The sequence below is a fragment of the Rhodococcoides sp. S146-33 genome (genome assembly GCF_059489205.1).
Genome location: NZ_JCAJWY010000004.1, coordinates 217,932 through 242,287, shown reverse-complemented (window position 1 = coordinate 242,287; position 24,356 = coordinate 217,932). Strand labels below are relative to the sequence as shown.

General features: G+C 64.0%; 20 protein-coding genes and 1 tRNA gene. 14 read left to right on the top strand and 7 right to left on the bottom strand.

Going from position 1 to position 24,356, the window contains the following annotated elements; translation table 11 throughout:
- Nucleotides 1-87 precede the first annotated feature (87 nt).
- The 3 genes from AC5WEY_RS18970 (at nt 88) to AC5WEY_RS18960 (ending at nt 2,706) form a co-directional block, all read left to right on the top strand.
- Complete coding sequence (locus AC5WEY_RS18970) at nt 88-1,200, top strand: ferredoxin reductase (RefSeq protein WP_495647060.1); 1,113 nt, start codon at nt 88-90, stop codon at nt 1,198-1,200.
- A gap of 61 nt (nt 1,201-1,261) precedes the next feature.
- Entirely contained in the window at nt 1,262-2,446 is a 1,185-nt protein-coding gene (locus tag AC5WEY_RS18965) for a fatty acid desaturase family protein (RefSeq protein WP_057479843.1), read from the top strand.
- Nucleotides 2,447-2,469: 23 nt separating this feature from the next.
- Nucleotides 2,470-2,706: a hypothetical protein gene (locus tag AC5WEY_RS18960; protein ID WP_032379604.1), complete on the top strand. Its 237-nt coding sequence runs from the start codon at nt 2,470-2,472 to the stop codon at nt 2,704-2,706.
- 55 nt (nt 2,707-2,761) lie between these two features.
- On the opposite strand, the gene AC5WEY_RS18955 is transcribed toward AC5WEY_RS18960, so the two are convergent.
- The 3 genes from AC5WEY_RS18955 to AC5WEY_RS18945 form a co-directional block, all read right to left on the bottom strand.
- On the bottom strand, nt 2,762-3,871 hold the full coding sequence (locus AC5WEY_RS18955) for a methyltransferase (protein WP_495647059.1): 1,110 nt from the start codon (nt 3,869-3,871) through the stop codon (nt 2,762-2,764).
- A gap of 13 nt (nt 3,872-3,884) precedes the next feature.
- Nucleotides 3,885-5,027 carry a N(5)-(carboxyethyl)ornithine synthase gene (locus AC5WEY_RS18950; RefSeq protein WP_495647058.1) on the bottom strand — a complete coding sequence of 381 codons (1,143 nt, stop codon included), beginning with the start codon at nt 5,025-5,027 and terminating at the stop codon, nt 3,885-3,887.
- A 70-nt stretch (nt 5,028-5,097) separates the two neighbouring features.
- Nucleotides 5,098-5,170 (bottom strand) — tRNA-Arg (locus AC5WEY_RS18945).
- A 145-nt stretch (nt 5,171-5,315) separates the two neighbouring features.
- Here AC5WEY_RS18945 and AC5WEY_RS18940 point away from each other — a divergent pair.
- Nucleotides 5,316-6,473, top strand: a complete 1,158-nt coding sequence (locus AC5WEY_RS18940; RefSeq protein WP_495647057.1) for an XdhC family protein — start codon at nt 5,316-5,318, stop codon at nt 6,471-6,473.
- Nucleotides 6,474-6,517: 44 nt separating this feature from the next.
- Nucleotides 6,518-8,581 (top strand): bifunctional copper resistance protein CopD/cytochrome c oxidase assembly protein, encoded by a 2,064-nt coding sequence (locus AC5WEY_RS18935; protein ID WP_495647056.1) that lies wholly within the window; start codon nt 6,518-6,520, stop codon nt 8,579-8,581.
- A 10-nt stretch (nt 8,582-8,591) separates the two neighbouring features.
- Here the strand turns inward: AC5WEY_RS18935 and AC5WEY_RS18930 are convergent, their stop codons facing one another.
- Complete coding sequence (locus tag AC5WEY_RS18930) at nt 8,592-9,017, bottom strand: MarR family winged helix-turn-helix transcriptional regulator (protein WP_495647055.1); 426 nt, start codon at nt 9,015-9,017, stop codon at nt 8,592-8,594.
- A 95-nt stretch (nt 9,018-9,112) separates the two neighbouring features.
- Between AC5WEY_RS18930 and AC5WEY_RS18925 the strand changes: the two genes are divergently transcribed.
- The 8 genes from AC5WEY_RS18925 (at nt 9,113) to AC5WEY_RS18890 (ending at nt 20,573) form a co-directional block, all read left to right on the top strand.
- The gene (locus tag AC5WEY_RS18925; RefSeq protein WP_495647054.1) at nt 9,113-10,909 is read left to right on the top strand and encodes an ABC transporter ATP-binding protein; all 1,797 of its coding nucleotides are present in this window, start codon (nt 9,113-9,115) and stop codon (nt 10,907-10,909) included.
- Between the two features lie 10 nt (nt 10,910-10,919).
- Nucleotides 10,920-11,552, top strand: coding sequence for an IMPACT family protein (locus AC5WEY_RS18920; protein WP_495647053.1), 633 nt, complete (start codon nt 10,920-10,922; stop codon nt 11,550-11,552).
- 165 nt (nt 11,553-11,717) lie between these two features.
- Nucleotides 11,718-12,203: a single-stranded DNA-binding protein gene (locus AC5WEY_RS18915; RefSeq protein WP_495647052.1), complete on the top strand. Its 486-nt coding sequence runs from the start codon at nt 11,718-11,720 to the stop codon at nt 12,201-12,203.
- Between the two features lie 126 nt (nt 12,204-12,329).
- Nucleotides 12,330-14,009 carry an energy-dependent translational throttle protein EttA gene (gene ettA, locus AC5WEY_RS18910; RefSeq protein ID WP_032402531.1) on the top strand — a complete coding sequence of 560 codons (1,680 nt, stop codon included), beginning with the start codon at nt 12,330-12,332 and terminating at the stop codon, nt 14,007-14,009.
- 1 nt (nt 14,010) lies between these two features.
- Entirely contained in the window at nt 14,011-14,427 is a 417-nt protein-coding gene (locus tag AC5WEY_RS18905) for an acyl-CoA thioesterase (RefSeq protein WP_495647051.1), read from the top strand.
- Between the two features lie 117 nt (nt 14,428-14,544).
- Complete coding sequence (locus AC5WEY_RS18900; RefSeq protein ID WP_495647050.1) at nt 14,545-19,371, top strand: NAD-glutamate dehydrogenase; 4,827 nt, start codon at nt 14,545-14,547, stop codon at nt 19,369-19,371.
- Between the two features lie 55 nt (nt 19,372-19,426).
- A complete protein-coding gene (locus AC5WEY_RS18895; RefSeq protein WP_495647049.1) occupies nt 19,427-19,891 on the top strand; it encodes an acyl-CoA thioesterase in 465 nt (154 codons plus the stop codon).
- The gene (locus AC5WEY_RS18890) at nt 19,884-20,573 is read left to right on the top strand and encodes a DUF8010 domain-containing protein (protein WP_495647048.1); all 690 of its coding nucleotides are present in this window, start codon (nt 19,884-19,886) and stop codon (nt 20,571-20,573) included. The genes AC5WEY_RS18895 and AC5WEY_RS18890 overlap by 8 nt, the downstream gene beginning before the upstream one ends.
- Here AC5WEY_RS18890 and AC5WEY_RS18885 read toward each other — a convergent pair.
- The gene (locus tag AC5WEY_RS18885) at nt 20,570-22,153 is read right to left on the bottom strand and encodes a glycoside hydrolase family 13 protein (RefSeq protein ID WP_495647047.1); all 1,584 of its coding nucleotides are present in this window, start codon (nt 22,151-22,153) and stop codon (nt 20,570-20,572) included. The genes AC5WEY_RS18890 and AC5WEY_RS18885 overlap by 4 nt on opposite strands.
- A gap of 212 nt (nt 22,154-22,365) precedes the next feature.
- Between AC5WEY_RS18885 and AC5WEY_RS18880 the strand changes: the two genes are divergently transcribed.
- A complete protein-coding gene (locus AC5WEY_RS18880) occupies nt 22,366-22,824 on the top strand; it encodes a cupin domain-containing protein (RefSeq protein WP_495647171.1) in 459 nt (152 codons plus the stop codon).
- Nucleotides 22,825-22,837: 13 nt separating this feature from the next.
- On the opposite strand, the gene AC5WEY_RS18875 is transcribed toward AC5WEY_RS18880, so the two are convergent.
- Complete coding sequence (locus tag AC5WEY_RS18875) at nt 22,838-23,233, bottom strand: globin (RefSeq protein WP_495647046.1); 396 nt, start codon at nt 23,231-23,233, stop codon at nt 22,838-22,840.
- A 44-nt stretch (nt 23,234-23,277) separates the two neighbouring features.
- Nucleotides 23,278-24,204 (bottom strand): mechanosensitive ion channel family protein, encoded by a 927-nt coding sequence (locus AC5WEY_RS18870; protein ID WP_495647170.1) that lies wholly within the window; start codon nt 24,202-24,204, stop codon nt 23,278-23,280.
- Between the last annotated feature and the right edge of the window lie 152 nt (nt 24,205-24,356).

Below are 24,356 nucleotides of genomic sequence, written 5' to 3'. Positions count from 1 at the left end.
GTACCGGTGTCGCTCTGTCACACTCATGTTAGTGCACAATCGTTCACTGAATGGGTCGTTGGTTTCGATCCGGTTAGGGAGGATGGAATGACGCTGCAAGAACGTCCGTCGCGAACCTCGGGTTCACGCAAGTTCTCGCTTCTTTCCCTGTTCGAGGCCATGGCCACACCCCACGCGCTCGATCGGTACCTCGAACTCGTCGATCCTATGACGACGGTTCGGGACCTTCGCGGAGAAGTGACCGAGATACATCGGTCCACCGAAGACTCGCTGACGCTGACCATCCGCCCCACGCGTCAGTGGAAAGGCTTCAAGGCGGGTCAGTTTGTTCAGGTCGGTGTCGTCATCGACGGTGTTCGTCAGACACGCTGCTACTCGCCGGCCTGCTCGCAATACCGCAAGGACGGTCGGATCGAACTGACGATCAAGGCCCACCCCGAGGGTCTGGTGTCGCAGTACCTGCACAAGAACGCACACATCGGCCTGGTGGTCAGCCTGTCGCAGGCGGACGGCACATTCTCGCTCCCCGAACCGCGGCCGGCCAAGACGTTGCTGATCAGCGGTGGCAGCGGAATCACGCCGGTGTTGTCGATGCTCAGGTCGCTGCTGGACGAGGGGTACAGCAGCGACCTGACCTTCCTGCACTACGCGTTCACCGAGAACGACGTCGCGTACAAGAAGGACCTGGAGAAGATCGCCGCCGAGCACGAGAACGTGAACATCGTTTTCGCGTACACCGAGCAGAAGACCGGCGGAGACCTGCACGGCTTCTTCGGACAAGAGCACCTCGATGCCGTGGCCCCATGGTTCGCAGATGCCGACACGTTCCTGTGCGGCCCTCCCGGACTGATGAAGGGAGTGCGGTCCTTCTTCGACGAAGCCGGCCTCGGCGAGCGGCTGCACCTCGAGGAGTTCACGCCGTCGTTCGCCACCGTCGGCGACGACGTCACCGGAACCACCACTTTCTCCGGCAGCGATGTGTCCTCGGAGAACGACGGCGAGACGCTGCTCGAGCAGGCCGAGGCAGCCGGTCTCTCGCCGGCCAACGGCTGCCGCATGGGGATCTGCTTCACCTGCACCTCGGTGAAGAAATCCGGTTGCACCAAGAACATCAAGACCGGCGAGACCGACACCGAGTCCGACAAGAAGATCCAGCTCTGTGTGTCCGTTGCCGTCGGTGACGTCGACATCGACATCTAGGTCGAACCGAAACACTCTCAGCCACAGACCATCTCGACCCGATCGAATTGGAGATCATCAGATGCTCGGAACGATTCTCTCGATCCTTCCCACCGCCGTCCTCCCGTTTCGCCGCAACGAAACGTTGCCGGACGAGCCGACCGTGTTGACCTACGAACAGGTCGAGGAGCTCGGTCGCGAGCTCGACGCCCTGCGGGCCCGCACCGTCGCCAAGCTCGGTGACGAGGATCGTGAATACATCTACAAGATCATCAAGGCGCAGCGCGGCCTCGAAATCACCGGACGCGCCCTGATGTACCTGCCGTTCATCCCGCCGGCGTGGCTTGCCGGTGTCGGTGCTCTCGGCGTGGCGAAGATTCTCGACAACATGGAGATCGGCCACAACGTGATGCACGGCCAGTACGACTGGATGCGCGAGCCCGGCCTCAACTCCGAGGTGTTCGAGTGGGATACCGTCTGCCCGGCAGATCAGTGGAAGCACTCGCACAACTACATGCACCACACCTTCACCAACATCGTCGGCATGGACCGCGACATCGGTTACGGCGTCCTGCGCATGGACCAGGAACAGAAGTGGAACCCGTACTACCTCGGTAATCCGGTGTACGCATTCCTGCTGATGACGTTCTTCGAGTGGGGCGTCATGCTGCACGACCTCGAGACCGAGAACATCGTCGCAGGCAAGCGCAAGTGGCACGACGTCAAGCCGCTGCTGCAGGGCATGTGGCGCAAGGCGGGCAAGCAGGCGCTCAAGGACTACGTGATCTTCCCCGCGCTGACCGGACCGTTCTTCGCGACCACAGTCGTCGGCAACGTGGCCGCGAACCTCGTCCGCAACGTGTGGACCTACTCGATCATCTTCTGTGGCCACTTCCCGACGGGGGTTCAAACCTTCAGCCAGGAGGAGACCGCCGACGAGAGCCGGGGCGAGTGGTACGTGCGTCAGATGTTGGGATCGGCCAACATCGAGGGAAGCCCGCTCTTCCACATCATGTCGGGCAACCTCTCGCACCAGATCGAGCACCACCTGTTCCCGGACCTGCCCGCGCACCGCTACCCGCAGATTGCGCCCGAGGTCAAGGCACTGTGCGAGAAGTACGACCTGCCCTACAACACCGGCGGCTTCTTCCACCAGATCGGCACCGTGTGGGGCAAGATCTTCAAGCTCGCCCTGCCCAACTCGCTCACGGGATCGGCAGCTCCGGCCAGTGTTATCGTCGAGCGTAAGAAGACCGACGCAGCGTGACGACTTCGAAGGGGGCGGTCCTGTTGGTGGGAAAGTTCGAGCGCAACAAGGACACCGTGCAGGAGTTCACCGAATCTGCCGCCAATCATGTCGGCCGAATCGTGGTGATCATCACCGGAGCGGTTCGTGACGTCACTCGTGAAATCGGAGATCTGATCACCGACGGCATCGAGATGCGGGAAGCTGCGAAGAAGGCGGAGCGTGACGCGCCTCTGGGCACCGTGATCAACGGAGAGTTCGAGACTCGCGACCGCCGTTGAGGTAGAGCACTGTCGACAAAGCCGCCCGAGCCATGCTCGGGCGGCTTCGTCGTATCTAGCGACGGTGCAGTCTCCACAGTGACGTCGTCTCGCGCGAGCGGGCCTCGTGCAGCACATCGGAGGAGTCGGTGACGCGCGAATGCGTCGGTGTGGTGTCGGTGCGGTCGGCGACGATCAGTCCGGCTGCGTCGATGGCGTCGAGAAGGTCTGCGCGCGTGACCAATCCGAGCAGTTCGGCGAGGTCGGACAGCACCAGCCATGCCTCGCCGTTCGCTGTGAGGTGCCCACCGAGGCGGCTCAGGAAAGACTTCAGCATGCGTGAACCGGGGTCGTAGACCGCATGCTCGATGCCCGACGTCGGTTTCGTGGGGATCCACGGTGGATTGCACACGATCAGCCCGGCGCGTCCGGACGGGAAGATGTCGGTCTGCACCACCTCGACTCGATCGGTGTAACCGAGTGTCTCGATGTTCTCGCGTGCACACGCGACCGACCGCGGGTCCTTGTCGGTGGCTACCACCGTGCTCACGCCGCGGCGGGCGAGTACTGCAGCCAGAACGCCCGAGCCGGTACCGATGTCGAACGCGCGGTCCGTGGGAGGCAGTGGTGCGTCGGCGACGAGGTGGATGTACTCGCCGCGAATGGGGGAGAAGACTCCGTAATGCGGGTGAATCGAGGCGTCCAGAGCCGGTACGAAGACTCCTTTGCGACGCCACTCGTGTGCGCCGACCATGCCGAGGAGTTCGCGCAACGAGAGCACGCACGGCGCAGCGTCCGGGCCGATGGCCTCCGACACTGCGGCCTGGACATCCGGTGCCCGGCCGAGACCGAGGCGGGCACTCGAATCGAGTTCGACCAGAAGCATTCCGAGCACTCGAGCGCGGCGCGCCTGGTACTGGCGATGCAGATGAAACTGCTCGGCGGGCGACGCGTCGGGCGACCGTTTGGCGGGCGTAACCCGGCGGGTCATCGCGGACAACAGTTGTCGCGCATTGTTGTAGTCACCGCGCCACAACATGGCCTCGCCGATCGTGGCCAACTTGTACGCCACGTCCGCGGTGATCGAGTCGTCGACGATGCGCACCACCCGAGGCGGGGGAGCGGCATTCTCCGACTGCCAGCGAGATGTCCTCTCGCTACCGTCTTCGACCCAGGTGATGCTCATGCCGCGCTCTCGTTCAGGCTGCAGTGTGCGGGTACTCCGCACTGCGATGTTGGAAGGCAAGGATATTGGGGTTGACAATAACGCCGCCCCTGATCTCGATCGATCGCTCGATGGTGGAATCGGCGCTCCACGCCGAGGGGCCGTCGAGCACGATCCGCAGGTACGGCAACAGCGATTCGCTGATCTCCCAGGTGGCCGAATTCCACAGGTAGGACGGACTGTGGTCGACGGCGTAGTACCGCACGTTGTCGCCCACGGTGAACATGGGATCGGCGAACGACGTGGGCTTGGCCCACTCGAATCCCATGCCCTCGTCGCAGGAGACGTCCACCACCAGTGTGCCCGGTGCCAGTGTGGGTAGGTCCTGGTTCGTCAGGAACGTCAATGGTGAATTGGTATCCTGCAGAACACAATTGACGATGACATCGTGGTCGCCCAGGAAGCGTGACAGAGGTACTCGACCGTCCGGAGTGAGTGCTCGACTCTGGCGAGGATCGGCGTCGTCGAGATCGAAATTGACGATGTTGGCCGAATGGATCGGCGAACTCACCGCAGTGACGCCGCGTTGGGTGAGAACGTCCACATCGTGAATGCCATGTGCGTTGAGTGCGGTGACCGCACCGCGAGCAGTGGCTCCGAATCCGATGACCGCAGCACGCAACCGGCGGCCGTAGTCGCCGGTGGACCCGATCAGTTGCAACGCATGCAGCACCGAGCAGTAGCCGGCCAACTCGTTGTTCTTGTGGAAGACATGCAGATTGAACGAACCCTCCTGGGTCCAGTGGTTCATGGCCTCGAATGCAATCAGTGTGAGCTTGCGATCGACGGCGATCTGGGTGAGCTTCTCGTCCTGCACACAGTGCGGCCAGCCCCACAGTGTCTGCCCCGGGCGCAAGGATGCGAGATCCTCTGCCTGCGGCTTGGGCAACAGAATCACATCGCACTCGGCGACGAGTTGCTCGCGCGTGCGAATGCCCGCCACCTGGGTGGCCAGGTGCTCGTCCGAAATTCCGAACGGCTCGCCGTAGCCGGATTCGAGGAACATCCGGGCGCGGATATCGGCATCTATTCGATCGAAATGCAGTGGGTGAATCGGTAGTCGCCGCTCATCGGGCTTGCGCGAACGTGAGAGGACTCCGAGTGTGAGCTGATGCACGTGTGACCCTTCGTTATGCGAAGTCAACCACAGTGAGCCGAACGGACTTTCGTTTCTGCTGGTCAGAGGGTGCCCCCGGCAGGATTCGAACCTGCGACCAAGGGATTAGAAGGCCCTTGCTCTATCCCCTGAGCTACGGAGGCTGGCACGTGCGGGCGGACCCGCTCGAGCACGGTTGACGAGTGTACCTTTCCGTATACGCCGATCGCGCAGGCATGGGTTGGGCGACGGCCGTAGCGGGAAAGCAACGCTCTCGGAATCGTCCCGAAGCACGTCGAAGGAGGTTCGATGCACGACATCCTCGACGACGCGCTGCATGCCTGGAAATCCGACGACGTCGCGGCAGTGGCCACGGTGATCCGGACGTTCGATTCGGCGCCGCGTCCCGCCGGAGCGGCCATGCTCGTCGGCTCGGACGGCACGGTTGCCGGGTCGGTGTCGGGCGGCTGCGTCGAAGGCGCGGTCTACGAACTCGCACAGGACGTCCTGCGCACCGGGTCTCCTGTTCTCACTCGATACGGAGTGTCCGACGACGATGCGTTCGCAGTCGGGCTCACGTGCGGCGGAACACTCGACGTCTTCGTCGAGGTGTTGTCCCGGCAGACGTTCCCCGAACTCGAGTCGATCGTGGCGGACGTGCGCGAGAACATTCCCGTCGCCGTGGCGACCGTGGTGTCGCACACCGATCCGGAACGCATCGGCCGAAGGCTGGTCGTCGGAGAGTCCGGCATCCACGGTTCGCTCGGCAGTGCGCGAGCCGACGCTGCCGTCGCCGACGACGCGAAAGGGCTTCTGGTGTCGGGCCGTTCGGCCGTCCTGACATACGGGCCCGACGGTCAGCGACGAGGTGACGGCATGGAGGTATTCGTCTCCAGCCACGCACCGCCGCCCCGAATGCTGGTGTTCGGGGCCATCGATTTTGCAGCCGCCGTCGCGCAGCAGGGTGTTTTTCTCGGCTACCGCGTCACCGTCTGCGATGCGCGTGCGGTCTTCGCCACACCGCAGCGATTTCCCGCCGCCGAACAGGTCGTCGTCGCCTGGCCGCACGACTACCTTGCGGAGCAGTGGTCGGCGGGGGAGTTGGACGAGCGAACCGTTGTCTGTGTGCTCACCCACGATCCCAAGTTCGACGTGCCCCTGCTCGAGGTCGCGCTGCGCCTGCCGAGCCTGGCCTTCGTCGGTGCGATGGGCTCACGCCGTACTCATGACGACCGCACGGCTCGGTTGCGGGCTGCGGGGCTGACCGAGTCCGAACTGTCTCGGTTGGCCAGCCCGATCGGTCTCGATCTCGGTGCCCGAACGCCTCAGGAGACCGCAGTGTCGATTGCGGCCGAGATCATCGCGCGCCGCTGGGGTGGCACCGGTGAGCCCTTGCGCGTCCGACACGGCCGCATCCACCACGATGCAATCGAGGACGGGCGCGGGGGCAAGTACGACGCTGTGTAGGACTCGCCTTTCCGGTATCGCCGATCACCTCCTACTCTGGTGGTATGGCAACACCGGATGTCGCGAAGACCGCACCCTCGACCGCCGAACTCTCGGCGGACGATGTGGGGATGGACGGGGAACCGCGCTCGGCCACCACAGCTGTGTTCGTCACGGCGGGCGTCATCGCCGGTGTGGTGGCTGCGCTGATCGTGATGCTCTCCGCTTCCGACGCGTTGGTGTTGCTGGGAATCCCGGACCCGGGTCCGGCCACTACCTACGGTCTGCCCGCCTTGCGGGCGATCGGAGAGATCGCCGCCGTCATCGCCATCGGGTCCTTCCTGCTGGCCGCGTTTCTGGTGCCGCCGCAGAAAAACGGTGTCCTCGACGTCGACGGCTACCGGGCTGTGCGCACCGGCTCGGTCGCATCCATCGTCTGGGCCGTGTCTGCGCTTCTCCTCGTGCCTCTGACGTTGTCCGACACCTCCGGCCAGCCGTTCGCGGAGGCCATCAAGCCGGCGAACCTGTGGGTCGCGCTCGATCAAGTGGAGATTGCCAGTGCATGGCGTTGGACGGCGATCATGGCCGTGGTGCTGGCCATCTTTTCGCGCACGGTGTTGCGGTGGACCTGGACACCCGCTCTGCTCGGATTGTCCCTCGCAACACTGTTGCCGATCGCGTTGAGCGGCCACTCGGCGGCGGGCGGGTCGCATGACGTCGCGACCAACAGCCTGATTCTGCACCTCGGGGCCGCATCACTGTGGGCAGGCGGGCTGTTCGCGTTGCTGGCGCACGTACGCAGGGCAGGCGCGCACGCCGACGTCGCAGCGCGCCGGTTCTCCACCATCGCGGGCATCTGCTTCGTCGTGATGGGCATCAGCGGCGTCATCAACGCGATGGTTCGGGTCTCGATCGGCGACCTGTTCACCACCACCTACGGTCTGCTGATCGTGGGCAAGATCACCGCCTTGGTCGTGCTCGGTGGATTCGGGTGGATGCAGCGTCGTCGGGCACTGCCCGCACTGGTCGCCGACCCCACTGCTCGCGGACCGTTGCTTCGCTTCGCCGGGGCCGAGGTGCTCGTGCTCGCCGCGACCATCGGCCTGGCCGTCGGGCTCGGGCGCACACCGCCGCCGGCCGAGATCGATCCCAACCTCACACCCGCGGAAGCCGAACTCGGATACGACCTGAGCGGCCCGCCCACGTTCGCCCGAATGGCCTTCGACTGGCGCTTCGATCTGATCTTCGGCACCGCCGCGATCGTGATGGCCGTGGTGTACCTGATCGGTGTGCGACGGCTGCGGCTACGCGGAGACGCATGGCCGGTGGGCCGCACCGTCGCCTGGATTCTGGGCTGCCTCACGCTGCTGATCAGCACGTCCTCGGGAATCGGTCGCTACTCCACGGCCGTGTTCAGCGTGCACATGACCGGACACATGATGCTCTCGATGCTGGCACCGGTCCTCCTCGCGCTCGGCGGAGCGCTGACGTTGGCGTTGCGAGTCCTGCCCGCAGCAGGCAAGGACGGTGTCCCCGGAATGCGCGAGTGGTTGTTGATGGGACTGCACAGTCGAATCTCGCAGTTCGTGACTCACCCCCTCGTGGCGGCACTGATCTTCGTCGGCGGCTTCTACGTGCTGTACCTCGGCGGGATTTTCGGAGCCGTGCTGGACAGTCACGGCGCGCACCTGCTGATGAATCTGCACTTCGTGCTCAGTGGCTACCTGTTCTACTGGACCGTCATCGGCGTCGATCCGTCGCCGCGCAAGATTGCGCCGGTCACGAAGCTGGCGGTGGTATTCGGTTCGCTGCCGTTCCACGCGTTCTTCGGGGTTGCCCTGATGAGCATGAACACGGTCATGGGTGCCTGGTTCTACCGGACCCTGGGACTGGACTGGAACTCCGATCTGCTCGGAGATCAGAAGCTCGGCGGCGGAATCGCCTGGGCCACCGGCGAAATTCCGTTGGTGCTCGTCATGTTGGCGCTGCTGATCCAGTGGTCTCGGAGCGACGACAGAGATGCCAGGCGCGGCGACCGCGCCGCCGAGCGCGATCACGACGCAGACCTGGCGGCTCACAACGCAATGTTCGCCGAGCTCGCCAGACGAGATCAGACGGGCGAACGCTAGCCGAGCGGGGTCAGTCGCTCTCGGTGATTTTCGCGAGTAGTCGATCGAGCTCGACTCGCTCGTCCGACTCGAGGCCGTCGAACATCTCGGACGACACCTGACGACGCGCGTCGTCGATCCGGTCCAGCAGCGCGCGACCTGTATCTGTCAGCGTCACCAGCACGGCCCGCCGATCACTCGGATCCGGCTGCCGCGTCACCAGCTGTGCCGCTTCGAGCGAGTCGACGATGTCGGTGGCCGATCGCGCCACGATACGCAGGTGTTCGGCGAGGTCGCGCAGGCGCATCGATTCCTGCTCGCGGGCCAGGACGTGCAGAGCCCGGCTCTGCGAAGGATTGAGTCCGAACGGTTCCAGTGCGGTCATGTGGCTGCGCCGGATGCGCCGGGCGACAGCCATGAAACTCTCGCTCAGATTCGTCGAATGTCCGGGTTCCATGCAACGGATCATAGCGAGGGTTGCTCGCAACCTCATAGTGAGGTAACCTCTGCATATTACTCCATCAGCCCGGAACTACTCCTGCGGAGGTCTACTTGGAAAGCCGTCCCGAACGCGCAGTACCCGCATCCGATCCAGCACCCGTCAGCCGAGTCCTGGCTCTGTTCACGCCATACCGGCGCAAGATCGCCATCGTCAGCGCGATCATCGTGGCCAGTGCGATCATCGCCCTCGCCTCTCCCTTACTCCTTCGCGAACTCCTCGATCATGCGATCCCTGACCGTGACGTCACCCTGGTCACCTTCATCGCGCTCGGCATGATCGCAGTAGCAGTCGCCACCAATACCCTCGGCGTGGTGCAGACCTGGATGTCCAACGGCATCGGTCAGCAACTCATGCACGACCTCCGCGTACAGGTCTACTCGCACCTGCAGCGGCAGTCCCTCGGATTCTTCGCTCGCACGCGCACCGGTGAGGTGCAATCGCGCATCGCCAACGACATCGGCGGTATGCAGTCGGTCGTCACGAACACCGCGACGTCCATCGCGCAGAACGCGACCACGGTGGTCGCGACGGTGATCGCGCTCTTCCTGCTCGACTGGAAACTCGCCACGTTCTCGTTGATCATCCTGCCGATATTCGTTCGCGTAGCGCGCCGCATCGGCGACGAGCGCCGCAAGATCTCGATAAAGCGGCAGAAGTTGCTCAGTGATCTGTCTGTCCAGATCGAGGAATCCCTGTCCGTCAGCGGCATTCTGCTGGGCAAGACCACCGGTTCCGCGCAGGTGTTGACCGAGAAGTTCGCCGACCGATCCCATGAAGTGGCCGGCGTCGAGCTCGCGGCGATGATGGCGGGAAAGTGGCGAATGGCCACCATCCAGATCAGTTTCGCGGTCATGCCTGCGTTGGTGTACTGGTTCGCCGGCATCACCATCGGCCAGGGGAGCACGTTGACCATCGGCACTCTGGTCGCCTTCACCGCTCTGCAAACTCAATTGTTCCGGCCCACCATGCAATTGCTCAACACCGGGGTCGAGGTGCAGGCCTCACTCGCCCTGTTCGGGCGGGTGTTCGAGTACCTCGATCTGCCGATCGACGTTGCCGAGCCGGCGCATCCGGTGGCGTTGTCACGCGAGAAGGTACACGGTGACGTCGCCTTCCGCGGCGTCGATTTCACCTATACCGCGGCGACAGTTCCGACCTTGAGCGACATCGACCTGGAGGTCCCCGCCGGAAGCACTCTTGCTCTGGTCGGTGCCACCGGATCGGGTAAGACGACTCTGGGCTATCTCGTTGCGCGACTGCACGATCCGACGTCCGGATCGGTGACGATCGATGGCATCGATCTGCGGGAGATGGCGTCCGAGAACATCGCCGACCTGGTCGGCGTCGTCTCGCAGGAGACATACCTCTTTCACGCGACCATCAGGGAGAATCTGCGCTTCGCGAAACCCGACGCCACCGACGAGGAGATCGTTGCAGCCGCCCGAACCGCGCAGATCCACGACTTCATCGACGGACTCGACGACGGCTACGACACGATGGTCGGTGAGCGCGGATACCGATTTTCCGGTGGTGAAAAGCAGCGGATCGCGATCGCGCGAACCGTATTGCGGAACCCACCGATTCTGGTGCTCGACGAAGCGACCAGTGCCCTGGACAACCGCACCGAACGTGCACTGCAAACCGCTCTCGACGGTCTGATGGAAGGTCGCACGACCATACTCATCGCGCACCGCTTGTCCACGGTGCGCAGCGCGGACCGCATCGCAGTGCTCGACCACGGGGTAGTTCGTGAGGTAGGAAGCCACGAATCCCTGTTGGAGCAGGGCGGCATGTACGCCCAATTGGTCCGAGCCGCAGACGATGTCGTGGACAGTGTGGCTGCATGAGCGAGACCGGGTGATCCCAGTGCGGACCATCGCGGGGCGCGTCGAGTGCGAGATCGAGATCAAGAGGTCTCGCTTCGTCGCGGTCGTCGATCGCGCGGCCGACGAAGCAGACGCGCGAGTGCTGATCGACTGCGCCCGCAGGGCCGATCCTGCTGCCGGCCATCACTGTTCGGCGTTCATCGTCGGCGCGTCGTCCACCGACCCGCGCGTCGAGCGGTCCAACGACGACGGTGAACCCGGTGGTACGGCAGGGATGCCGATGCTCGAAGTGCTGCGTGGGCATCACCTGACGAACGTCGTCGCGGTGGTCAGCAGATACTTCGGTGGAACCAAGCTCGGCACCGGCGGCTTGGCCCGCGCGTACTCCGGCGCGGTGACCGAGGCGCTGACCGGAGCGGCATTTCTGACCCGGGAGCGACGCGAGATCCTGACGCTCGAACTCGATCACGCCGAGGTGGGCCGAGTCGAATCGGAACTTCGAGGGCGCGGAGTGCACGTGGTGGGGACATCCTACGCAGCTCGTGCGGTTCTGACCGTCGCGGCCGCAGATGCGGATTCGATTGTGGCACTGGTCGGTTCGCTCACCGCCGGACGCGTGGACCCGGTGCGCAGCGGACACACGTACGCGGAAATTCCGGAATAGCACAGCACACCGACATTTTGGGTTCGACGAGCCCCGATCCGGGCCGTTCATCCACAGGGCACGCGTATGTCCACATTTTGCGAACACGTTCACCACGGACGTCCTGCGCGTAGCAGTCTCGATGTCGATCGCAATCACGCGATACACAATCGAGAGGCAAACACCATGTACGAAGCACAATGCGCCGTGGTCGGCACAGTCATCACCAACCCTGTCAAGCGGTCGACATCCACCGGCGACGAGGTCCTCAGCTTTCGGATGGCCAGCAACGCTCGGCGTCAGGACCGCAACACGGGTGAATGGACCGATGGCGGAACCCTCTACCTGACGGTCACGTGCTGGCGCCGTCTGGTGCGCGGAGTCGGAGCCTCACTGATGAAGGGCGATCCCATCATCGCCTACGGACAGCTGCGAACCAACGAATACACCAACCGGGACGGACTCGAACGCGCCGATCTGGAGATGAGCGCCAGTGCGGTCGGACCGGACCTCGCACGGTGCAACGTCTCGATCCATCGGACCAAAGCAGTGGTGCCGGAGGCGACGACGGACGGCGATCCTGGAGCGGTGGAACCCGTCGACCGCGATCGGGAATCGATCGAGGACCGCGAATCGATCGACGAGGACGTGCGGGAGTCGGTTCCGGCCTGAACGACTGCCGGCATCCGCTGTCCACGCTGCATCGGAAGCTGCGATCGACTGTGGACGGCGGATGCGGGTCGGTCACCTTCTCGGGCGATGGTGTTCGGACGCGCTCGCACCGATAAGCTGGGACTCATGGCTGAATTCATTTACACCATGAAGAAGGTGCGCAAGGCGCACGGCGACAAAGTCATCCTCGACGACGTGACGATGAGCTTCTATCCCGGAGCGAAGATCGGCGTCGTCGGCCCCAACGGCGCCGGTAAGTCCAGCATCCTCAAGATCATGGCGGGAATCGATCAGCCCGGAAACGGCGAGGCGTTCCTCGCTCCCGGTGCATCGGTCGGCATCCTCATGCAGGAGCCGGTTCTCGACGACACCAAGACCGTCCGCGAGAACGTCGAGGACGGTCTCGGCGAAACGATGGTCCAGCTCAAGCGCTACAACGAGATCGCCGAGCTGATGGCCACCGACTACTCCGACGAGCTGATGGAGGAGATGGGCGAGCTGCAGGAGAAGCTCGACCACGCCGACGCCTGGGAGATCGACTCCCAGCTCGAACAGGCAATGGACGCGCTCCGCTGCCCGCCGCCCGAGTCTCCCGTCACGAACCTCTCCGGTGGCGAGAAGCGCCGCGTGGCGCTGTGCAAGTTGCTCTTGAGCAAGCCGGACCTGCTGCTGCTCGACGAGCCCACCAACCACCTCGACGCCGAGAGTGTGCTGTGGCTCGAGCAGCACTTGGCCGCGTACGCCGGCGCCATCCTCGCCGTCACTCACGACCGGTACTTCCTCGATCACGTCGCGCAGTGGATCGCCGAGGTCGACCGCGGCCACCTGTACCCGTACGAGGGCAACTACTCCACCTACCTGGAGAAGAAGGCCGAGCGTCTCGAGGTTTCGGGCAAGAAGGACCAGAAGCTGCAGAAGCGCCTCAAGGACGAACTCGCTTGGGTTCGTTCCGGTGCCAAGGCGCGTCAGGCCAAGAGCAAGTCTCGTCTGGCTCGTTACGACGAGATGGTGGCCGAGGCCGAGAAGACCAGGAAGCTCGACTTCGACGAGATCCAGATCCCCAACCCGCCGCGCCTGGGCGACGTCGTGGTCGAGGTCAAGAGTCTCGACAAGGGCTTCGATGGACGCGTGCTGATCAAGGATCTGTCGTTCACGTTGCCGCGCAACGGCATCGTCGGCGTCATCGGACCCAACGGTGTCGGTAAGACGACGCTGTTCAAGACCATCGTCGGGCTCGAGGAGCCGGACGGCGGCGAGGTCAAGATCGGACAGACCGTCAAGCTCAGCTACGTCGACCAGAACCGCTCGGGCATCGACTCGAAGAAGACGGTCTGGGAAACGGTCTCCGACGGACTGGACTTCATCACCGTCGGCAGCTCCGAGTTCCCATCCCGCGCGTACATCAGCTCGTTCGGATTCAAGGGCCACGATCAGCAGAAGCCTGCCGGAGTGCTCTCCGGTGGTGAGCGCAACCGTCTGAACCTGGCGATGACGCTCAAGCAGGGCGGCAACCTGATCCTGCTCGACGAGCCGACCAACGACCTCGACGTCGAAACGCTCGGATCGCTCGAGAACGCGCTCGAAGAATTCCCCGGTTGCGCTGTGGTCATCTCGCACGATCGCTGGTTCCTGGACCGCACCTGCACCCACATCCTGGCGTGGGAAGGTGGCTTCGGCGACAACGAGGCAGCGTGGTACTGGTACGAGGGCAACTTCGAGGGCTACGAGGCCAACAAGGTCGAGCGTCTCGGGCCCGACGCTGCACGTCCGCACCGCGTCACCCACCGGAAGCTCACCAGGGACTGACATGTCGGGAAAGACCTTCACCTGCACTCTCCAGGTGCGGTGGGGAGACTCCGATCGCCTCGGGCACGTCAACAACACCCGGTTCGTCGAATACCTCCAGGAAGGCCGCGTTCAGTTCCTGAACGCGGTCTTGGGAGGTTCGGGGCAAAGGGGCGCAGCGGTGGTTCGTAAGCTCACCACCGATTTCCTGCATCCGATACTCGACGACTCGGGACCGTTGACGATAGAGCTGTGGATCAGCCGCGTCGGGACTACCTCCTACGCCGTCCGGCACGTGGTGACCGATCGGGACGGAACGACGTGCGCGGATGCGGAGGCGCGGATGGTTGCCTTCGACCTCGAGATGTCCTCGTCGCGGCCCCTGAGCGAGTCCGAACGAACCATGCTGAGCACGTACTTGCACACCGACAGAGCCTGACGCGCTGGTTCGCGAGATCTCTGCGGTTACAGGGTCTTCCGCACTAGGGTCGAGGGGTCATCGACGACCGGCGATCGGCGGGCGTCGGGAGATCCTCACGAGGGAGTACTCGAAAACATGTCACGCTCGCTGGACCTGACCGACGACGACTGGGCCGACGGGCTCGACGACAGGCTTGTGGCCGAGTTGGCGACACTGCGTGCGGAGTATTTCGAGCACACCGACGCCACCGCAGTCGGCGTATCGGCGCACACCCCCGACATCACGTCCTTCCGGAGACATGTTCGACTCGCCGCCCTCCGGCAGCCGCACACTGCGAATGTGGCCGTCCACCGCCCGAGTGAGTCGGACTCTGCCGCCCATCAGGCGGCCGGAAGCTACCTGCAGATCGTCACCGACGACATGCCGCTGCTCATCGAGTCGATCATGTCGCTGCTCGCGCGCCTCGGCATCGAATACACCGACGTGGTGCACCCCATCCTTTCGGTCGATCGGAACAACGAGGGAGTGCTCGTCGGACTCCGCCCCGACGGCGTGGCGGAATCCTGGATACATGTGCAGCTGCACCCGTCCACACCCGACGACGTCCTGGCCCGGCTGGTAGACGATACGAGTCGAGTCCTGGCCGACGTTCGCCAGGTCGTCGGGGACACCGAGGAGATGCGTCGGGTACAGGGTGCTGTCGCAGATCGACTGGACACCGTGGGAGACGACGGCTCCGAGTCGGCGGTGGAGCACCATGACGCGGCTGCTCTGCTGCGCTGGCTGGGCGACGGCCACTACACACTGCTCGGCTATCGCCGGTACACGATCGCCGGCGACGACGGTGCCCGCACGGCGACGGGCGTGGCATCGAGCAGCCTCGGTGTCATGCGCGATGCAGCGCAGCACGGAGACGGACCCGAGCCGGTAGGTAATCGCGATCTGGTTGCGCTGACTCAGGGTGCGTATCCGGCCACCGTTCATCGCGCTGTCTACCCCTATTTCGTCAGCGTGATAGACACCGAGGACTCCGCCGAACATCGTTTCGTCGGCGTCTTCACCGTGACCGCTCTGCACGAGAATGTGCTCGACATTCCGGTCATCGAGCGTCGGGTGCGCTCGGTGATAGCCCGCGCAGGCCACGATCTCGGATCTTTCTCGGGTCAGGCCATGCTCGAAGTGCTGCAATCGATGCCGCGCTCGGAACTGTTCGCCACGACGGCGTCGTGGCTGTTCGAGACGGCGAGCGCTGTACTGGCTCTCGGCCGTCGCCGCAAGGTCAAGCTGTTCGTCCGGCCCGACGCCAGTGGCTCGTTCGTCTCTGCACTGGTGTATCTGCCGCGAGATCGCTACACCACCCGTGTCCGTCTCGCCATCCAGGATCGATTGCTCCGCGAATTGGGCGGAACGGCGCTCGATTACACAGCGCGCGTGACGGAATCGGATCTGGCGCTGTTGCACGTCACCGTCCGTCGGGCACCCGGGACAGCGGCGACGGAGCTGTCGACCGAGGACATCACTCGGATCGAAACGGCCCTCACCGAAACCACCAGAACCTGGGAAGATTCTCTCGGCGATGCCGTCTCTCTCGACCGGGCGGTCGATCCGTTGCGTATCGCTCGGTACACCGATGCGTTCCCGGAGGCCTACAAGCAGGACTTCAGTCCGGCAAGAGCCGTGACCGACATTGCTCGCCTCGAAGCGCTCGGCGACGAGTCGATCGACATGCAGCTCTACCGCAACGAGCAGTCCGCGGTGGGCAGCTGGCGTTTCTCGCTGTACATCGGCGGCGCGGGCGTCTCGTTGTCTCAGGTGTTGCCCATCCTGCAGAGCCTCGGTGTCGAGGTGGACGACGAACGGCCCTACCCGGTGGTGCGACCGGACGGAATGTCTTGCTGGATATACGATTTCGGGCTGTCGGCCTCACGAGAGATGCTGCGCTCGGCGATCGACGGCGACATCGACGCAGAGCTGTCCGAGGCGGGTACCGCCGATCGTGAAAGCCGGGTTCAGCACCGCTTCACCGATGCATTCGCAGCGGTGTGGAGCGGGCAGGCCGAGGCGGACCGGTTCAACGAACTGGTGATGCGCGCCGGCCTGCACTGGCGGCAGGCAGTGGTGTTGCGTGCGTACGCGAAGTACCTGCGCCAGGCCGGTTTTCCCTACAGTCAGTTCAACATCGAGGGCGTACTGCTGACGCACCCGCGCACGGCCCGGCTGCTCGTCGGTTTGTTCGAGGCGCAGTTCGACCCCGAGGTGAGCTCCGAGCAGAACGCGCACACGATCGGCACCCAGCTGGGGGAGCTGATCGATCAGGTCGTCAGCCTCGACGCCGACCGCATTCTGCGGAGCATGTTCGAGCTGATCCGCGCGACACTGCGCACCAACTACTTCGTGATGGGATCCGACGGCGGCCGTCGTCAGTACCTCTCGCTCAAGTTCGATCCGCAGTCGATCGCCGAATTGCCCAAGCCGAAGCCAAAATTCGAGATCTTCGTCTACTCGCCCCGCGTCGAGGGAGTGCACCTACGGTTCGGTGCCGTGGCCCGCGGTGGCCTGCGATGGTCGGATCGACGTGAGGACTTCCGCACGGAGATTCTCGGGCTGGCGAAAGCTCAGATGGTCAAGAACGCCGTTATCGTCCCGGTCGGTGCCAAGGGCGGATTCGTCGTCAAAAGACCACCGATGGTCACCGGCGATGCCGACACGGATCGCCAGGCATACGCCGAGGAAGGCAAAGCCTGCTATCGATTGTTCATCGCTGGGCTGCTCGACATCACCGACAATCTCGATCGTGCAACAGGTTCGGTGTCGGTGCCCGAGGGCGTCGTGCGCCGCGACGGAGACGACACCTACCTCGTCGTCGCCGCCGACAAAGGCACAGCAACGTTCTCCGACATGGCCAACGACGTTGCCGCGCAGTACGGGTTCTGGCTCGGCGACGCGTTTGCCTCCGGTGGGTCGGCGGGCTACGACCACAAGGCCATGGGCATCACGGCCAAGGGCGCGTGGGAAAGCGTCAAGCGGCACTTCCGCGAGCTCGGAATCGATACGCAGAGTCAGGATTTCACCGTTGTCGGCGTCGGCGACATGAGCGGAGACGTCTTCGGAAACGGAATGCTGTTGAGCCGGCACATTCGCCTGCTCGCCGCCTTCGATCATCGGCACATCTTTCTCGATCCCAACCCGGAGCGGGAGTCGGCGTTCGCCGAGCGAGAGCGCTTGTTCGCGTTGCCGAGGTCGTCGTGGGCGGACTACGACACGTCGCTGATCAGCGAGGGCGGAGGAGTGTGGGAGCGGACGCGCAAGTCGGTCCCCATCAGCGCGGCAGCTCGTGCGGCGCTCGGGCTCGGGGACTCGGTCGAGTCGTTGTCTCCGCCGGAACTGGTGAACGCGATTCTGAAGGCTCCCGCCGATCTGCTGTGGAACGGCGGAATCGGCACCTACATCAAGGCATCCACCGAGACCAACGGTGAGGTGGGCGACAAGGCCAACGACGCGGTTCGCGTCGACGGAATCGATGTACGGGCCGCCGTCGTGGGGGAGGGTGGCAACCTCGGCGCCACCGCTCTGGGGCGCATCGAATACGCCGCAGCCGGCGGCAAGATCAACACCGACGCCATCGACAACTCTGCGGGCGTCGACTGCTCCGACCACGAGGTCAACATCAAGATCCTGCTCGAGACGGCCATCACCAACGGCAACCTGGCACGTGCGGACAGAGACGAACTGCTTGCCTCCATGACCGACGAGGTGGGCCGACTGGTGTTGTGGGACAACATCATGCAGAACGAACTGCTCGGCACGTCCAGGTTCGATGCGCCCAGTCTCGTCACCGTGCACAGCCGGGTGATCGAGGATCTCGAAGTACGTCGGGGACTCGACCGTGAGCTCGAGGCCCTGCCGGCAGAGGCCGATCTACGCCGACGAAAGCAGGACGGTCGAGGACTGACGTCACCGGAACTCGCCACCTTGATGGCGCATGTGAAGCTGGCGTTGGAAGCGGAACTGCTCGACAGCGAGCTGCCCGACAGCGACGTCTTCGCTCCGCGGTTGCCCAAGTACTTCCCCGAACCACTACGGGAGCCGTACGCCGAGGCGATCAAGGCGCACCCGCTCCGGCGTCAGCTGGTGGCGACGACACTGGCGAACGAGGCCATCGATTGCGGCGGAATCACGTTCCCCTACAGGCTGACCGAGGATTCCGGTGCGGCGGGCACCGACGCCATTCGGGCGTTCGCTGCAGCTACCGAGATCTTCGGACTCGACGAGGTGTGGAATGCCATCCGGGCCGCGGATGTGCCGACTGCAGTCTCGGCCGAATTGCTGCTCGAATCGCGTCGCATGCTCGACCGGGTGTCGCGCTGGCTGCTGGCCAACCGCCCACAGCCCCTGGCTGTCGGAGCAGAGATCAGTCGGTACGCCGGTCAGGTGCGGGCTCTGCAACCCTCGGTGTCCACGTGGATCTCCGGGCACCAGGCCAGTGATCTGGACGTGCGGTCGGCAGCTTCAATCGAACGAGGTGCACCGGTCGGGCTCGCCCGAAGCATCTACGGACTGCTCGACGTGTACTGCCTACTCGACATCATCGATATCGCGGACATCGTCGATCGAGACGGGGCCGAAGTGGCCGAGCTGTATTTCGCTCTCGACGCACACATCGGAATCGACTGGCTGCTCTCGGCCGTCTCCAAACTGGCCCGCGGAGATCGTTGGCACTCGTTGGCGCGCTTGGCTCTTCGCGACGACCTGTATTCCTCGCTGCGCGGAATCACGCAGGCCGTGCTGGCCGGCGGCGAACCGGACGAGTCGGTGGCGGAGAAGATCGCGGAGTGGGAATCGACCAATTCCTCACGCCTGGCGCGGTCGCGTGCCGCATTGACCGAGATCGCCGAGTCGGGAACCCTGGACCTGGCAACGCTGTCAGTTGCCGCCCGCCAGGTTCGCAACATGATGCCCTGACCGAATACGGAGCAGTGGAATCCGCGACACTCGACCGAGAAGAGGAAACGATCACGTGAGTGTGCCCGACGACCATCTGTCCGACAAGCGACCTGCAACCCAGCGGGTGGGCTTTCATGCCGCTGTGGATGTGCGGTGGTCGGATATGGATGTGTACCAACACATCAACCATGCCCGGATGGTGACGCTCCTCGAAGAGGCTCGCATCCCATGGCTGTTGGTGGACGGCAGGCCGACGGCAAATCTGCGCCACGGAGCGGTGATCGCGGATCTGCACGTGAAGTATCGAGGCCAGCTTCGACACGAGGACGGCCCCCTGGATGTGTTCATGTGGATCGATGCGGTCCGTGCGGTGGACTTCGTCGTGGGATACGAGGTGCGGGCGGAGGGTGCGTCGCTGGATACTCCAGCGGCCGTGGTGGCCTCGACGCAGATCGCAGCGTTCGATATCGATGCGCAGCGGCTGCGCCGACTCACCCCGGAAGAGCGCGCGTTTCTGGTGAGCTGGCAGCGTGTATGAGCGCGTACTGACCGTTCCCGACGCGGTCGATCGAGAGAACTTGGCGACGTTCTGCACCAAGGCATTGCGCTTGGACGAGGCGGCGGTGATTCGTATGAGAACACGAGCGGGCGGGGGCGTGTCCTGTTGGGCGAGCACTGGATTCGATGCCCTGGCGGCGCGCGTGATCACCGGCACCGTGGTGCCCGACGATACGTGCGCGGGTGCAGACGTGTTGGCAGCCGCGCTGCAGCACGCGGGCGACGGCGTGGTGGACCCAGGATTCTCGATGGACTCTGCATGGCGTGGAGCATTACCCCCGGACAGCGGATTCGAGCACCTCGACGATGTGCCCGCCCGGGTACTCGTCGGGCTTGCGCAACGCGGCGCGGCACTGGCGAAGGAGCACGGTAGCAGCCATGGCCCGCCGAGCTCACTGCTCGAACAGGAGGTGTTGCATGTCGCCGGCGACGTCGACGAAGTATCGATCTCGATGCGTACCGTATTCGCCTTGACGGCAATGGGATTCGTTCCCCACAGCGGCAGCGACCCGATGACTGTCGACGTCGATCCGGACCGTATCGCCGCCGACGAGGTGGTTCGGGTACGCGTCTCGCGGGTGTGGTTGCGCCTCGATGCCCGACACGGTTCGGTGTACGTTCGCCGCGCGGGGCACCAGTTGTCGCTGACCGTGGAGCGCTAGACGAGCCAGGCGGCAGCGTTGGCGTCGAGCCGGCCGTTCACCAGTGGTGCACTGGCAAGCAGTAACTCGCCAGGGGGCAGGGGGATCGGCTCGTCGGATGCATTCAGGGCACAGATGAGGCCGCCGCGTCGACGGAATGCCAAGCAGCCGGGGGGCGCGCCGTACCAATCGATTCCGGCACCGGTGAATTCCGGACGCAGAGCGCGGAGCTCGAACGCCGTGCGGTACAGGCTCAGCATCGAATGGACATCTTCGAGTTGCGCTTCGGCGGTGTGCCCGTCCCACTCCGGCGGCATCGGCAGCCAGGTTCGATCGGTGGCGGAGAACCCGAACGGCGGTTCGTGTCCTTCCCAGGGCATCGGCACCCGGCATCCGTCGCGTCCCCGTTCGGCGTGCCCCGAGCGCTCCCACACCGGGTCCTGGAGCGCGTTGTCGGGCAGCTGCACGTTGGGCAGCCCGAGCTCGGCACCGTTGTAGACGAAGATCGTTCCCGGAAGTGCCAATTCGACCAGGATCATGGCTCGAGCGCGGGCGCGGCCGACGTCCCCGCCCCCGTACCTGGTTACCTCTCGTTCGACGTCGTGGTTGGACAGCGTCCACGTCGGAGTGCCGTCGACGAGTTCGACAGCGGCGAGCGAGTTGGCGATGGCGTCGCGAATGGTTTCGGCTTCGAAATCGACACTTGCCAGACGAAAATTGAACCCCAGGTGCAGCTCGTCGGGCCTGATGTACTCGGAGAACCGGACATTGTCCTGAACCCAGATCTCGCCGACGGTCACCGTTCCTGGAAATTCGTCCATGACGGTTCTGATGCGTCGGTGCAGGTCGTGCACGTGAGGATTGTTGAACCGAGGGTCGTCGTCGTCGTTCTTCATCAGCGCGTTGAGTTCGAGACTCATGTCGGCCAGGTCTGTTGGTTTGGCCATGCCGTGTGCGACGTCGAGGCGAAATCCATCGACACCTCGGTCGAGCCAGAATCGGAGAGTGCGCGCGAAGTCGTCGAACACCTCGGGGTTGTCCCAGTTCAGGTCCGGTTGTTCGGGCGCAAAGATGTGCAGGTACCACTGACCGGGAGAGCCGTCCTTCTCGTCCACCCGTGTCCAGGCGGGACCACCGAAGATGCTCGGCCAGTTGTTCGGCGGTAGTGCACCGTCGTCACCGCGGCCGTCGCGAAAGATGTAGCGCGCACGCTCGGCACTGCCGCGCGGTGCCGTCAGAGCCGATCGAAACCACGGGTGCTCGATGCTGGTGTGATTGGGTACCAGATCCATCGTGACCTTGATGTCGCGGGCATGTGCTTCGTCCAGCAGCGCATCGAAGATCTCGAGGTTTCCGAACAGGGGGTCGATGTCGCGGGGATCGGAGACGTCGTATCCGTGATCGGCCATGGGCGATCGGGTGATGGGGCCGATCCACACGGCGTCGATCCCCAGCAATTCGAGATAGCCGAGCTTGTCCCGGATACCGTCGAGATCACCGACCCCGTCGCCGTTGGAGTCCGCGAATGACCGGGGATAGATCTGGTAGAAGACGGCGTCCTGCCACCACAACAACTCGGAGCTCTCGATCGGATCGGTCACAAGTGGCAATAGTGCCAAACGCCCGGCCGTTCAACGATTCAGGGGCGTTTCGCGTCGGCTCGACCGGACACCCCGGGTCAACGCCGAGTAAAGCTTTGTGCTCATTCACATGACCGACACGTGCCTGCGGCTTTGGAAAGTGTTGTATGTTCTGCATCGGAAACCAGCAGCGGCGTCGAGCCGCGCCCGACGGTGAGGACGCGACCCACGCCATGACGATGTCGACCATCGAAGCCGTACGGCTCGGAGATATTGCGCTCGCCGACAGCCCCATCGAACCGACCTGGATTCTCGAAGGTAGTCCCCACGCGCGCGTCGCCGAGTGGTCCAAGAGCACCGACGGCACGACGACCACCAATGTCTGGGACTGCACGGCCGGCCGCTTCCGCTGGTTCTTCGCGGTCGACGAAATAGTGCACATCATGGACGGTTCGGTGACCGTCTCGAGTGACGATCACGCACCGCGCACCCTGGTCGCGGGCGATGCGGCGCTTTTTCGCGCGGGCACGTGGACCGAATGGCACGTGGAGAGTTACGTGCGCAAACACGCCATCCTCCGGCAACATCTGCCCCGGCCGTTGAGCTTTGCGCTCAAGGTTGCAGGAGGCCTGCGTGCCCGACTCGGTAGCCGCTCGACGGGAGCGAACACACAGCGGGTCGGATCGCTGTAACCGGCCGCTTTGTCTACAGCGCCGAGTTGACCATCGAATTCGCGGCCATCTCCATGTAATCGATGAGCTGCGCGCGGTGTGCTGCGTCCAACACCGTCGCGTCTATGGACGCGATCGCGATGTGCATGCATCGGAGCCACGCATCTCGCTCCATCGGTCCGATACGAAAAGGGTTGTGCCGCATCCGCAGACGAGGATGCCCACGTTCGTCCGAGTAGGTGCGCGGACCACCCCAGTACTGCTCGAGGAACATTCGCATCCGCCGTTCGGCCGGCCCGAGATCCTCCTCGGGATACAGCGGGCGCACGATCTCGTCCTTGGCGACTTCCTCGTAGAACTTGGCTGTGAGCAAGCGAAACGTCTCGGCCCCGCCGACCGCGTCGTAGAACGTCTGCTGCGGTTCGGTCATCACACTCTTTCTTGTTTCTCGTCGTTTCTACCGACCATTGTCCCTCAGGAGCCGGAGTCGGCCGCGACCCCACCCGGACGGCCCAACGCATACGGCGCTTTGATGCCGGCATCGTCGAATGCTTCGAGGATGTCCTGATGAAGGCGACGCTGGACGGCCCACTGGCGTCCTGGACGCGTTTTGATCGTGATGCGGATGGTGACGGTGTCTGCGGTGACCGCGTTGACTCCGAGCAGCTCGGGCGGTTCGAGGATGTCGTTGTCGAAATCGCCGGACTCGACCATCGACGCAGTGGTGCGTTCGGCCACTTCGCACGCCTGCTCGATGTTCGCCGTGTGCGATACGGGTAGATCGAGAACGGCGACCGCGAAGCCCTGGCTCATGTTGCCGACGCGCAGAACCTCGCCGTTTCGGCAGTACCACACCGTGCCGTTGATATCTCTGATCGTGGTGACCCGCAGACCCACGCTCTCGACGGTGCCGGTGGCCTCACCGAGGTCGACGACATCGCCCACTCCGTACTGATCCTCGAGCAGCATGAAAATTCCGGACAGGAAGTCTCGCACCAGGTTCTGGGCACCGAATCCGAGTGCGACGCCGACGATGCCCGCGGACGCGATGAACGGTGCCACGTTGACGCCGACAACGTCGAGAACCGAGAGCACGAACCACGTGAGAATCATGACCGAGACTGCGGACTTGAGCACCGAGCCGATCGTGCTGGCGCGTTGCTTTCGCCGCTCGTTGAGGATCGCGCCCTGGACGGAGCTGGATGACCGGTCCCGCAGTGGCCTCAGCAGCATCGGTGATTTACCGACTTCGTTGCGAGTGAAGCGCGCGATCATCCGGTGCAGCACGAGACGAAGAACGACGGCCAGGATCAAGTAGCCGAGAATTTGCAGCGGACGATCCACCAGCCAGTCCCGTCCGGTATCGGTCAGCTCGAAGGCTCGGGTGTCGAGCTCCCGCAGAAGCGACGGTTCGGAAAGGGGTGATGCGGACAGAAGGGTTGATGCAGACACCCGAAAAGTCTACGGAGACCCAGAATTCTCGCCAGTCGTGCAGCGCATGGCGGTGTCGTTCGGCCGCCGCGTGCGGGGCGATGCGAAATGTTCACCGATCG